The sequence below is a fragment of the Thermodesulfitimonas sp. genome (assembly GCF_052743955.1).
This window is the reverse complement of sequence record NZ_JBRAIN010000056.1, coordinates 1-12,564: the sequence shown is the minus strand read 5'-3', so window position 1 is coordinate 12,564 and position 12,564 is coordinate 1. Positions and strand designations below refer to the sequence as shown.

At 58.7% G+C, this 12,564-nt stretch carries 11 protein-coding genes; 9 read left to right on the top strand and 2 right to left on the bottom strand.

The genetic code is table 11. From position 1 onward, the window contains the following. Together ACUVTA_RS06150 and ACUVTA_RS06145 are read left to right on the top strand one after the other, a co-directional pair. On the top strand, window positions 1-2,059 hold a 2,059-nt coding region (locus tag ACUVTA_RS06150; protein WP_445952090.1), incomplete at its 5' end, for a hydantoinase/oxoprolinase family protein. Beyond that, entirely contained in the window at window positions 2,059-3,786 is a 1,728-nt protein-coding gene (locus ACUVTA_RS06145; protein ID WP_445952089.1) for a hydantoinase B/oxoprolinase family protein, read from the top strand. The genes ACUVTA_RS06150 and ACUVTA_RS06145, both read left to right, overlap by 1 nt. Window positions 3,787-3,858: 72 nt before the next feature. Here ACUVTA_RS06145 and ACUVTA_RS06140 read toward each other — a convergent pair whose 3' ends face one another. Then, window positions 3,859-4,026 carry a hypothetical protein gene (locus ACUVTA_RS06140; protein WP_445952088.1) on the bottom strand — a complete coding sequence of 56 codons (168 nt, stop codon included), beginning with the start codon at window positions 4,024-4,026 and terminating at the stop codon, window positions 3,859-3,861. A gap of 233 nt (window positions 4,027-4,259) precedes the next feature. Here ACUVTA_RS06140 and ACUVTA_RS06135 point away from each other — a divergent pair, with 233 nt between their 5' ends. Genes ACUVTA_RS06135 through ACUVTA_RS06105 form a run of 7 tightly spaced genes read left to right on the top strand, consistent with a single transcriptional unit; the run spans window position 4,260 to window position 12,315 of the window. After that, the gene (locus ACUVTA_RS06135) at window positions 4,260-5,615 is read left to right on the top strand and encodes a TrpB-like pyridoxal phosphate-dependent enzyme (RefSeq protein ID WP_445952087.1); all 1,356 of its coding nucleotides are present in this window, start codon (window positions 4,260-4,262) and stop codon (window positions 5,613-5,615) included. 2 nt (window positions 5,616-5,617) lie between these two features. Beyond that, window positions 5,618-6,925 (top strand): diaminopimelate decarboxylase, encoded by a 1,308-nt coding sequence (lysA, locus tag ACUVTA_RS06130; RefSeq protein ID WP_445952086.1) that lies wholly within the window; start codon window positions 5,618-5,620, stop codon window positions 6,923-6,925. Further along, complete coding sequence (locus ACUVTA_RS06125) at window positions 6,916-9,654, top strand: CBS domain-containing protein (protein WP_445952085.1); 2,739 nt, start codon at window positions 6,916-6,918, stop codon at window positions 9,652-9,654. Before lysA ends, ACUVTA_RS06125 begins: the two co-directional genes overlap by 10 nt. Window position 9,655: 1 nt before the next feature. After that, a complete protein-coding gene (locus ACUVTA_RS06120; protein ID WP_445952091.1) occupies window positions 9,656-10,273 on the top strand; it encodes a site-2 protease family protein in 618 nt (205 codons plus the stop codon). Window positions 10,274-10,300: 27 nt separating this feature from the next. Further along, window positions 10,301-11,275, top strand: coding sequence for a tryptophan--tRNA ligase (trpS, locus tag ACUVTA_RS06115; RefSeq protein ID WP_445952084.1), 975 nt, complete (start codon window positions 10,301-10,303; stop codon window positions 11,273-11,275). 45 nt (window positions 11,276-11,320) lie between these two features. Further along, entirely contained in the window at window positions 11,321-11,980 is a 660-nt protein-coding gene (locus ACUVTA_RS06110) for a DUF2953 domain-containing protein (RefSeq protein WP_445952083.1), read from the top strand. After that, window positions 11,977-12,315: an Mth938-like domain-containing protein gene (locus tag ACUVTA_RS06105; RefSeq protein ID WP_445952082.1), complete on the top strand. Its 339-nt coding sequence runs from the start codon at window positions 11,977-11,979 to the stop codon at window positions 12,313-12,315. Before ACUVTA_RS06110 ends, ACUVTA_RS06105 begins: the two co-directional genes overlap by 4 nt. Here ACUVTA_RS06105 and ACUVTA_RS06100 read toward each other — a convergent pair. Beyond that, on the bottom strand, window positions 12,305-12,564 hold a 260-nt coding region (locus tag ACUVTA_RS06100), incomplete at its 5' end, for a hypothetical protein (RefSeq protein WP_445952081.1). The genes ACUVTA_RS06105 and ACUVTA_RS06100 overlap by 11 nt on opposite strands.

Genomic DNA, 12,564 nt, shown 5'->3' with positions numbered 1-12,564 from the left:
GTTTTGGTACCAAGGGTGGGTTTTGGTGGGTGGCTATAGGTTGGCGGTCGATACCGGGGGAACTTTCACCGATTTCTGCCTGATTGGGGACGACGGCACGGTAATTGTTTTCAAGGTTCCTTCCACTCCGGATGATCCCTCGCGCGCGGTGGTTCGGGGTTTTGAAGTTCTTAGGGAAAAGGGAATCGATTTGTCCCGGATCGCTCTTTTTCTTCACGGAACGACGGTGGCGACGAACGCCATTCTCGAGAAAAAAGGGGCGCCTCTGGCGCTGGTTACCACGAAAGGGTTCCGGGATGTCATTTTCATCGGCCGGCAAAACCGTCCCCACCTATACAACCAGTGGGTTACCCGGCCGCAGCCGCTCGTTTCAAGGAATATGGTTTTCGAAGTCAATGAGCGGGTGCGGGCAGACGGTTCGGTGATGGTTGCCCTTGAGGAAGAGGAGATTGCCACGCTGATAGCCCGACTGGGGGAAGTACAGGTTGAAGCGGTCGCGGTTGTCTTTTTGCACTCCTATGCCAACCCTGGACACGAATTGCTTTTTAAAAAGGAGCTGGAACGGCGGCTGCCCCACGTTTCGGTCACCATCTCCTCCGAGATTGTCCCCGAATTCAGGGAGTACGAACGAACGAGTACTACGGTGGTCAACGCTTACGTCCAGCCGGTAGTGGCGCGGTATCTTACAAAGCTTGCCGCGAGTTTAGAGCAAGCAGGGGTAAAAGGCTTCTATGTTATGCAGTCGAGCGGCGGCGTTATTTCTCCAGCGCAGGCCCAGAGGGAAAGCGTGCGGACGGTGCTGAGCGGACCAGCGGGCGGTGTCTTGGCCGGAGTGTACCTAGCACGGTTGACAGGCTACAGGAATCTCATCACTGCCGATATGGGCGGTACCAGCATGGATGTTTCCCTTATTTGTGACGGGGAAGCTAGATACACCGACGAGGGAATGATAGGCGGTTACCCTTTGCGGTTGCCCATGCTTGCGGTGCATACGGTCGGGGCGGGTGGCGGCAGCATTGCCTGGGTGGATGCCGGCGGCGCCCTGCGCGTTGGGCCCCGGAGTGCCGGCGCGGTGCCGGGACCGGCCTGTTACGGGTTGGGCGGAGCAGAGCCTACCGTGACGGACGCCAACTTGGTCTTGGGACGGCTCGGGGCGGCGGATTTTGCCGGCGGGAAGGAGCTGCGCCGGGAGCTGGCGGCGCGCGCAATTGCCGAAAAGGTCGGCGAACCTCTGGGGTTAGGGGTTCAAGAGGCGGCTACGGGTATTGTCCGCGTGGTAAATGCGAATATGGTGCGGGCGATACGGGTCGTTTCGGTGGCGAAAGGCTATGACCCGCGGAACTTTGTTCTCGTTGCCTTCGGCGGCGCGGGACCGCTGCACGCGGTGGAGCTTGCCCGGGAACTCGGTATCCGCCGCATCCTGATTCCGCCCTTTCCTGGGGTTACCTCCGCCTGGGGGATGCTGGCAGCCGATTTTCGCCGGGATTACACTCTCACCTGGGTAAAAGAGCTGCGGCCGGGAATGGAGGCAGAACTGGCGGAACTCGCGGGCAAGCTTACCCGGCGCGGGTGGGAGGATCTCTTCCGGGAGGGGTTTGCGGCCCAGGATATCACGCTTGCGCCCTTGATCGATCTCCGTTACAAGGGGCAGTCCTGCGCGTTGACCCTCCCCTTGCCCGATCCGGCGGTGCCGGATTTTGCGGGCGTTCTTGCCCGTTCCTTCCACGGGGCGCACATCCAGCTTTATGGCTACGCGCGGGAAGAGGCGCCGGTCGAGGTGATGGCGCTGCGGTTAGTGGCAACGGGGCGATTGCCGGTCCCGAAACCGCCGGCGCGGCAGGGCGTATCATCACCTGCACCCTATGGGGAGAGAAGTGTTTATTTCGCGGCGGAGCATGTGGCGGTGCCTGTTTACCGCCGGAGTGAGGTCGGAGCCGGGTGGGCGGTGGATGGGCCGGCGGTCATCACCCAGGCCGATTCCACCACCCTTTTGTGGCCGGGCGACCGCGCTTATGGGGACGAATGGGGAAACATCATTATCGAAACGGGAGGATGCTGATGGGGATCGACCCGGTAACGCTCGAGGTCCTGCGGAACGCGCTACAATCAATAGCTGAGGAAATGGGGGTTACTCTGACCCGGACGGCGTTGTCGCCCAACATCAAGGACCGGCGGGACTGCTCCACAGCTATCTACACGGTGCGCGGGGAACTCGTGGCCCAGGCAGAGCATATCCCGCTCCATCTGGGGCTGATGCCTACCGTAGTAAAAAAGACGCTCGCGTTTTATCCTCCCGAGACGCTTAGCCCCGGCGATACAATCATCATCAACGATCCCTACACCAGCGGCTCGCACCTGCCGGATATCTGTCTGATTTCGCCCGTTTTTGTGGGAGAGGAGTTGCTGGGCATTGTGGCCAATCTTGCCCACCACGTGGACGTGGGCGGGATGGTTCCCGGAAGTATGGCGACCACAGCCACCGAGATTTTTCAGGAGGGCATCCGCATCCCCCCAGTCAAGCTCTCGCGGGGCGGGAAGCTCAACGAAGAGTTGCTGCGCGTACTGGCGCAAAACGTTCGGAACGCCGCTATCTTCTGGGGAGACATTCAAGCCCAGATGGCCGCGAATACGGTGGGCGCCAGGAGGCTTGCGGAACTGGCGGCGCGCGTTGGCAGCGCGGAATTAAAGCGCTACCTGCGGGCGGTTATTGACTATGCGGCGCGGCGCTTCCGCGCGGCCTTGAAAGAGTTACCACCGGGGACTTATACCTTTACCGATTATCTTGAGGGCGACGGCCTGACCGCCGACCCGATAAGGATTACGGCTACAGTCACGATCGGGGAGGAGGGCCTTAAGGTCGATTTCACGGGGACGAGTCCCCAGGTGAAAGGGCCAGTTAACGCTACCCGGGGCGTCACCCTGGCCTGCGTTTATTACGCGGTGAAGGCCGTCTGCGATCCTGAGTTGCCGGCAAGCGAGGGGATTGCCTACCCGCTCATGGTGATTACGCCGCCAGGGACCTTGGTAAACCCTACGTTTCCTGCTCCCGTAGCCCACGCGAATATCAACACGGCGCAGCGGATCGCCGACGTGGTGTTCGGTGCTTTGGCCCAGGCCGTACCGGAACGAGTGGCTGCGGCAGGAACCGGGAGTATGTCCAACTTCGCTATCGGTGGTTTGGATAGTGGGGGACGCTACTATTCCTACATCGAGACTTACGGCGGTGGGCAGGGGGGTAAGTGCGGCCAAGACGGTATGGATGGCGTTCACGTGAATATGACCAATACGTTGAACACGCCCGTTGAGGTTATCGAGATGGAGTACCCGCTCCTGGTGGCACGGTACGGTCTGGTCCCCGATTCCGGAGGCCCTGGCGAGTACCGTGGCGGCTGCGGGCTTTGCCGCGAGATTATGCTGTTGCGGGAAGCTACTGTTTCGGTAAGTACGGAACGCAGTTCGTTTACCCCCTGGGGCCTGGCCGGAGGTTTACCAGGCAGAAATTCCCGTTGCCTGCTTAAACGTCCCGGCGGCGATTGGGAAATGATGCCGGGGAAATTTACCCTGACGGTGCCTGCCGGGACGACGATCATTTTAGAGACGGCAGGCGGCGGTGGCTTTGGTGACCCGCGCGCCCGCGCTCCGGAAGCGGTGCGGCGGGATGTTAAGAATGGCCTTGTATCGCCTCAGACGGCCCTTGCGGACTACGGTGTGGTTTTGAACGAGGACTGCGAAATCGATTGGGAAGCAACGCAGGCAAAACGGCGCAAAACTAAAAGGCTTCCCTGAATGCCGGGAAGCCCTTCGATTCTTATTCTTTATCCGGCGTGCTGCAGAAACGGGTAGACCTGTTACGGGAACTTAGCCTGGGAGCGCTCTAGCCAGGAAGCCGCAACCGATCAGAGCCCCGACGCCGAGGATGGCCAAGATTAGGAGCGCCACCTCCCAGCCGCCCATCGGGCCCTTCCCCATCTGGCCGGTTAGCTGGCCGCTTTCATCTTTCAGGAGGCTCAAGAGCGTCTGCCGCATCACTTTCACCTCCTTCCCCTCGGTCCGGTTGCTTTAGAGAGCCATTTGCGTTTCGCGGTCTGTGAGTCTATTTTAGCAAACAATTTACCGCCAGGCTATAGCTTAACCGGATAATCTCAAGAATGGCCACGTGCTAAAGCATAACTCTTGCTGCCCGGGAATTTTTGTCTTAGAATAGTTTTGTATATTTAAAAACATTAAATTTTGCCCGATTTGGGAGAGGAGTTGAGTTAGTGGAGACGAAGGTTCTGCTCACAGAGAAGGAACTGCCTCTTGCCTGGTACAATATCCAGGCCGATATGCCTAATCTGCCTAAGCCACCTTTGCATCCGGTGACCAAGCGGCCAGTGGGACCGGAGGATCTGGCGCCCATTTTTCCGCTGGAACTGATTAAACAGGAGGTCACTCGGGAACGCTGGGTGCCCATTCCGGAAGAGGTACTCGCAATTTACCGGTTATGGCGTCCGAGCCCTCTTATTCGAGCGCGGCGGTTAGAGCAGATACTTCAGACGCCGGCGCGGATATATTACAAGTATGAAGGGGTGAGCCCGGCCGGTAGCCATAAGCTGAACACGGCGGTACCTCAGGCCTACTACAACAAACAGGCGGGAATAAAACGCCTGGCGACCGAGACGGGTGCGGGCCAGTGGGGTAGTGCGCTTTCGATGGCTTGCAACTTTTTCGGCATGGAATGTACCGTTTACATGGTCAAGGTAAGTTACCACCAGAAGCCTTACCGGCGGATCTTGATGCAGGTTTTCGGGGCTGAAGTTCTGGCGAGCCCAACTGACAGGACGCAGTCGGGTCGGGCGATCTTATCGCAGAACCCCGATTCTCCGGGAAGCCTTGGGATCGCCATCAGCGAGGCGGTCGAGGACGCCGCCACGCACGGCGATACGAACTATTCCCTTGGGAGCGTTCTGAATCATGTACTGCTCCACCAGACCGTAATCGGGCTGGAGGCCAAGGCCCAGATGGAGAAGGCCGGGGATTATCCGGACGTGGTTATCGGCTGTGTTGGGGGCGGCTCGAACTATGCGGGTCTGGCTTTCCCCTTTTTGCAGGACCGGTTCACCGGGAAGGCGCAGAGCCGGTTTATCGCTGTTGAGCCGTCGGCCTGCCCGACCCTTACCAGGGGGCTTCATACTTACGATTTCGGTGACGTAGCGGGATTAACGCCGCTCATCTATATGTATACTCTCGGCAAGGATTTTATGCCGCCGGCAATTCACGCCGGCGGACTGCGCTATCACGGCGACGCGCCGCTTCTGTGTCAGTTGGTGGCGGATGGTTTCATTGAGGCGCGGGCTTACGGCCAGCGGCAGGTTTTCGATGCAGCGGTTCAATTTGCGCGGGCGGAGGGTGTCGTTCCCGCTCCCGAGTCGGCGCACGCTATCAAGTGCGCCATCGACGAGGCGCTGGCGGCCAGGGAAGCGGGTGAGGCGCGGGTTATCCTCTTTAACCTGAGCGGTCACGGCCACTTTGACCTGGCGGCTTATGATGCCTATTTGGCGGGAGAATTACAGGATTACGCGCTACCAGAAGAAGAACTGCAGCGCTCGTTGGCGCGGCTGCCGAAGGTGGAATAGAGATGCATTTGCGCGGCACCCAGCAAATTAACGCGGTAGGGGAACTCGAAATAGGCGGTATCAGTGCGGTGGCGCTGGCCCAGAAGTTTGGGACGCCGCTTTACGTGGTGGATGAAGTCCTTTTTCGGGAAAATTGCCGGCGGTACCGTAAGGCCTTCGGTCCGGAGAACCGGGTTGTTTACGCGGGCAAAGCCCTTCTCTGCACCGCGATCTGCCGGCTGGTTGCGGAAGAAGGGCTGTGCCTCGATGTATCCTCTGGTGGCGAGCTTTATACAGCACTCACGGCCGGTTTTCCAGCAGGGCGTATCTATTTCCACGGTAACAATAAAACGCCGGATGAAATCCGCCAAGGGCTTGAAGCCGGCGTGGGCCGGTTCGTGGTGGATAACCTTTATGAACTGACCCTGCTCGACCGCCTGGCTGGTGATGCGGGACGGCGGCAGGAGATTCTGCTGCGCCTTACACCTGGTATCGAAGCGCACACCCACGAGTACATCCGCACCGGCCAGATCGACTCCAAATTCGGTTTGCCGATCGCCACAGGGCAGGCGCTGGCGGGTATCCGGCAGGCGCTTGAATCTCCTAATTTGAAGCTGGTGGGCTTACACTGTCATATTGGCTCCCAGATCTTCGATTTGGAGCCTTTCCGGGAGGCGGCCCGGGTGATGCTCCGGTTCGCCGTGGAAGTCCGGGAAGCTACCGGTTGGGTTATAGAGGAGCTTGATCTTGGCGGCGGGTTAGGTATCTACTATGTGCAGGGTGACGACCCGCCGGCCATTGAGGAGTACGCGGCGGCGATCCGGGAAACGGTGCGGGAAGCGGTTGGTGAACTCGGGTTGCCTTTGCCGCGGCTGGTTGTGGAACCAGGGCGGTCGATAGCGGGACCGGCGGGGACGACGCTCTACACCGTGGGGGGGGTCAAGGAGATTCCGGGCGTGCGGCTTTACGTTATGGTGGATGGCGGAATGAACGATAATATCCGCCCAGCACTTTACCGGGCCCGCTACGAAGCGGCGCTGGCCAACCGGATGCGGGAGGAGCCGGTGACACCCGTCACTGTAGCCGGGAAGTGCTGCGAGTCGGGTGACATCCTCATCCATAACGTTCGTCTGCCCTATCCTGCGCCGGGGGATATCCTCGCCGTGCCGGCAACCGGCGCTTACAATTACGCGATGTCCATGAACTATAACCGTATACCTCGCCCGGCGATGGTTCTGGTCGGTGACGGCCGGGCGGAGGTGATTGTGGCCCGGGAAAGTTTTGCCGATCTTACCCGTAACGACCGGATTCCAGAACGTCTATGGAAGTAATAACCACTCACCTGCTAACCGATTTTGATGGCCTGGCGGCGATGGTAGCGGCCAAAAAGCTTTACCCGGGGGCGTTGCTCGTTTTACCCGGTAAGGCAAGCCGTGCCGTCGAGGATTTTTTAGCCTTGCATAAGGACGCCCTGCTGATTGAAGACGCAAAGAATGTCAACCTAGGCCGGGTTAGGCGCTTAATCCTCGTTGATACCAGGAACCCGCGGCGGATCGGCTTTTTAAACGCCCTCACCGAGCGGGCAGACGTGGAGATACACATCTACGACCACCATCCGGCCCACGAAGACGATGTGCGGGGGACGCTTGAGGTGGTTGAACCCCTAGGAGCGACTACGACCCTTCTGGTAGAAAGGATTCGGGAGGCAGGGATAGAGCTTTCTCCCTTTGAAGCGACGGTTTTAGCCTTAGGAGTATACGAAGATACCGGGAGCTTGCTCTACCCGAGCACCACCTATCGGGATGCGGCGGCGGTCGGGTTTCTTTTATCCTGTGGCGCAAACCTCGCGGTGGTAGCGAACTTCCTCGAACGGCCGCTCGCGGCGGAGCAACAAGAATTACTCAAGGAACTTATCTTGAATGCCGAGCGCCACCTGGTCAACGGCCTTAAGGTGCTCGTCACTTGGGCGCGGAGCGACGAATTCTTCGACGGGCTGGCCATTCTGACGCATAAGTTAGTAGAGATCGAACAGCTTGACGTCGTTTTTACTATTGTGGAAATGGTTGACCGGGTTTACGTTACCGGGCGCTCCGGTCTTCCCGAGGTCGATGTGCGGGCTGTTTTGCAGCACTTTGGCGGTGGTGGGCACCCGGCCGCAGCGGCGGCGGTGGTAAAGCGGGTAACGGTAGAAGAAGTCAAGGAGAGACTCCTAAAGTGGCTTAGCGAGGCGGTGCGGGCGCCACTTACGGTGGCCGAGATTATGAGTTCCCCCGTTAAAACTGTATCTCCGGAAACGACTATCGCTGAAGCGGCACAGGTAATGCTGCGCTACGGTCATAGCGGCCTCCCGGTCGTTCGGGAAGGCCAGTTGGTCGGGATTTTGTCCCGCCGGGACTGCGATAAGGCCCAGCGGCATAACCTCACCCACGCTCCCGTGAAGGCCTTTATGAGCCACCAGGTCGTCACGGTGGAACCTTACCTGCCGGTGAGTGATGCCCAGACCCTGATGATCCAGCACAATATCGGCAGGCTTCCCGTTGTTGAAGGAGGACGGCTTGTCGGCATCATCTCCCGTACCGATATCCTGCGCACGCTGCATCCTGATTTTAAACCCCAGTTTTGCTTGCTCTACACGCCAGGATCGCCATCGGTGGGGAAACGGAATGTTGCCGCGCTTTTACGAGCAGGTCTGACCGCCCCGGTGCTAGGCGTTTTGGAGCGCCTGGGCGCGAGGGCCCAGGAAAACGGTGGTGCAGCCTTTCTAGCAGGGGAAACGGTGCGGGACTTCCTTCTTGGTCTTGGGCCGCGGGAACTTAGAGTAGTAGTGGAAGGTGAGGCCCTGTCACTTGCTACGGCGGTGGCGACGGAAGCGAAACTGCGGCTGAAGCAGACGGCGCGGCAGGGCGGGGCTGTTCTCCTACTTTCCGACGGTTACCAGTGCTACGTGAGCGAGGCCCAGCCCGGTTTCTTTGAGTACGCTCTGGGTATCCAGGTGAATAACCGGTCCTTGCACCAAGAGCTTTACCGGCAGGACTTTACCATTGATGCTCTGGCGGTAGAACTTGCACCGGGGCGCTTCGGGGAGGTTATCGACTATTTTGGCGGGCGGGAGGACTTGAAATTTGGCCTGGTGCGCGTCCTTCACAACCGGAGCTTCGCCGAAGAACCCCTGCGGGTGTTGCGGGCAGTTTGGCTGGCGGAACGCTGCAATTTCCAAATCGAGCGCCAGACCTTAAAGCTTCTGCGGGAGGCGGTGCGCGACGGGGTTCTGGAGCGAGTTGCGCCGCCGGACTTGTGGCGGGTGGTACGCGCTTACCTGGAGGACGAAAGGGCTTCGCGCTTTTTAGGGCGCTGCGCCGAGTTGGACATTTGGCCTTACATCTTTCCGGTGGCGAGCCACTGGGAAGTGGAGCCGGTGCTCACCTACCTACCGCAGGCTTTCAAGGCGCTCGAATCGTGGGGGATAGTCTTAAAGTCGCGATGGCTCACCTACTTCATCACCGCTGTCCACTGGACCAACATACCTTCGGCTCAGGCGCTCTGCGAGCGGTACCGTTTTGGCCGGTACACGACAGCTAAAGTCGTGGCTGCGGTGTCCCGGTGGCAGGAGCTTTTAGGAAGGCTTACGGCACGGGGCCAGGTGGACATAATCACTTTAGCTAAAGCGATATTCGATCTGCCGCGTGAGGCCTATCCGCTCCTTTACGTTTTGCTGAGTGAAGAAGGTTACCAGAACCGCTTTCGGGAGGTTTTACACACCATCTGGCTTAATAAACCGCGGCTAACCGGTAAGGATATTAAAGAAATGGGCCAGATTCCAGGGCTGCTTTACCGGGAGGTAATCAGTGCGGTTTGGCGGGCCCGCCTGGAAGGCCTGGTAAAAACTTCCGAAGAAGAGTTGGCCTTCGCGCGCGCTTACCTGGCGCGGTGTGGCACGCCACCGCAGGGGAGTAGGTTTTGGCGCCCTGTATTAAGGTATGGTCGGGAACGAAACGAGAGAGATAGCTGCCAGCGAAACAGCCTGACGGCGTCTTCTCAGAGGAGAGGAAGTAGTGTTTAATCTGCCTTCGGCTTACGAAATTATCCTGCTCACTCCGGCGGTGGTAGTGGGGCTGACGGTGCACGAGTTTGCTCACGGCTGGGTGGCGGATAGGTGTGGCGATCCTACAGCGCGCTATGCCGGGCGCCTGACGTTGAACCCCTTGAAACACGTAGACCCGGTCGGGCTTTTGCTTCTTTATCTCGCGGGTTTCGGCTGGGCACGGCCGGTACCGGTCAATCCGTATAATTTCCGGAACCGCCGGCAAGGGATGCTACTTGTTTCGCTTGCCGGGCCGGTAGCGAACCTTGGGGTCGCCTTGCTTGCGGCGGTCCTCCTGGGATTGTTAGGGATGGGCAACTCTCCCCTCAACGATCTCTTGCGGGCGATGATCTGGATTAATGTTGTGCTCGCAGTTTTCAATCTGCTTCCTGTGCCGCCGCTTGATGGTTCCAAGGTATTGGCTGCGCTTGTGTCCGGGCGGCAGGAGTGGCTTTACTGGCTGGAGCAATACGGTATAATAATTCTCGTGGTGCTCGTTTTTAGCGGCGTCATCGGTCTTCTCCTGAAGATCGCAATTACGCCGCTTGCCGGTTTGTTTCTTAACTTTGCCTATGGGCTGGCCACCCTTATGCGCTGATACGGTATAAAAGGGAGGAAACTTCTTTTGCGTATTTTAAGCGGTATGCGTCCTACGGGGCGCCTGCATTTGGGGCACCTGAGCGTTTTGGAAAACTGGCTGCGGCTTCAGGCAGCGAACGAGTGCTTCTTTTTTGTTGCTGATTGGCACGCGCTGACCACCGAGTACGAAAAACCGCAGATGATTAAAGAATTTGCGCGCGAAATGGTAGCCGACTGGTTGGCGGTGGGCATTGACCCGGAAAAGAGCGTGGTCTTCGTCCAGTCCCAAGTGCCGCACCATGCGGAGCTCCACCTGATCTTTTCGATGTTCACGCCCTTATCCTGGCTGGAGCGGGTGCCGACCTACAAAGACCAGGTGCGCAAACTGGCCGAATTAGGGAAAGACATCACCACTTATGGCTTTTTAGGTTACCCGCTTCTTCAGGCGGCCGACATCCTTATCTACCTGGCGGAAGGGGTGCCCGTTGGGGAGGACCAACTTCCCCATATTGAGCTCTGCCGTGAGGTGGCCCGGCGCTTCAATTTCCTGTACGCTCCCGTTTTCCCGGAGCCGCAGGGGATTTTGGCGGAGATCAAGCTGGTTCCTGGGATTGATGGGCAAAAGATGAGCAAGAGTTACCACAACGAGATTCCGCTCACCGCCTCGGCTGAGGAGATCGGCAGGCTGGTCAACCGGATGGTAACCGACCCGGCCCGGATCCATAAAAACGATCCCGGTCACCCCGAGGTGTGCACCGTCTTCAAATACCACGAGATTTACAACCAGGCGGAGGCAGCGGAAATAGAAGCCGCCTGCCGGGCGGGCCGGATCGGCTGCGTCGGCTGCAAGAAAAAGCTGGCGGCTATCCTCGACGGTGTACTGGGGCCTGTTCGGGAGCGACGCGCGGCGCTCGTCACACGGAACGGGTATATCGAAGAGGTGCTGCACGCCGGGTGCGAGAGGGCGCGCCGGGTGGCGGGGGAGACGCTCGCCCGCGTCCGGGCGGTGCTCAATATGTAAAACCTCTATTTTGCCAAGCGGAGCTGGTGTTGCGTTCTGCTCTGGTTGCTGATCGCCCTGGGCGTTGCGGGGCTGATGCTGCTCTTCGTCTTCGGGCGGCTCTCTCTTAAATTGGCGTACGAACAGGAGGAGGCTGATGACTGTTTGTTTTTCGAGGCTACAGCCTTCTGGGGACTCTACCGCTACCGGTTGCAGGTGCCGGCTGTTGCCGTGGAGCGCGCCGGGGATAGCGAGGCCGGTCTGCGCTGGCGGGAAATCCGGGGCGAACGCGCCGGCGGGCAAGAAGAGCAGTTTGCGCGGCTAGCAGCCGTTTACCACCTGGTGCGCCGCTTCTGGAATTTTTGTACGCATAACTGGCAGGTAGTGCATTACCTGTGGGATTGCCCCCGGGTGACGCGGCTCGAGTGGCAAACCGTTATCGGCACCGGTGACCCGGCGACTACCGGGGTGGCCGCCGGGGTGCTCTGGGGCGCTAAAGGTTGCCTGATGGGGTGCTTTGCCGGGCGGCTTAGGGCGCCAGCGGCCATTCTTGTTTTGCCCGATTTTTTTACCCCGGCCTTTAAAGTTTCTTTTAATATGGCGGCGTATTTAGAGTTGCGGCACCTGATAGGGGTTGCTTTTATTTTTCTGCGGTCGCGGCGGCAGCGGGACGCCCGACTACCCTTTCATCCGGCAGCGGTCCAACCGGGAGGGGACGCACGGTGAAGATTGATGGTTACCGGTTCGGGGAGATCATCATCGACGGGAGACGGTACACCAGTGACGTTCTCATCATGCCCGACAAGGTTCTTTCTTGGTGGCGTAAGGCGGGCCATGCGGTGGCGGTGGCCGACCTAGTAGAGGCCATCAGTGTCCAACCGGAGTTTCTCATCATCGGGACGGGGGCTTACGGTGTGGTTCGCGTTCTGCCAGAAGTAAAGAGTTTTCTTGCGCGGGAAGGAGTTGTGCTGATCGCCGCGCCTACTGCTGAGGCCTGCTGCCGGTATAACGAGTTAGCTGCTAAACACCGGGTAGTGGCCGGCCTGCACCTTACCTGTTAACCTTTTTCTGATCTTCTCTTTTTAATGTGGCTTTTGTAGGCATATTTAAGATTTTTTGTGTTATGTTTATTTTTGCCTTTTTTATTCGCTGAAGGGCTCGCCTTCCTTTTTCGACATCGGGCTGCATATTTATCGCTATAACCGCCCATTTTAAATTATAAGAACATGAATAAAAACAAAAGCGCCTGTAAACTTTGGGGCTTGTTCCGTTTTGGGTGGCAAGCAGGATTAGGGGCCTGGACTTGAGAA

Excerpts from the sequence above, each read along its gene's own strand:
- ACUVTA_RS06145 (WP_445952089.1), top strand. The coding sequence starts at position 2,059 with ATGGGGATCGACCCGGTAACGCTCGAGGTCCTGCGGAACGCGCTACAA.
- ACUVTA_RS06125 (WP_445952085.1), top strand. The coding sequence starts at position 6,916 with ATGGAAGTAATAACCACTCACCTGCTAACCGATTTTGATGGCCTGGCG.
- lysA (WP_445952086.1), top strand. The coding sequence starts at position 5,618 with ATGCATTTGCGCGGCACCCAGCAAATTAACGCGGTAGGGGAACTCGAA.
- ACUVTA_RS06140 (WP_445952088.1), bottom strand. The coding sequence starts at position 4,026 with ATGCGGCAGACGCTCTTGAGCCTCCTGAAAGATGAAAGCGGCCAGCTA.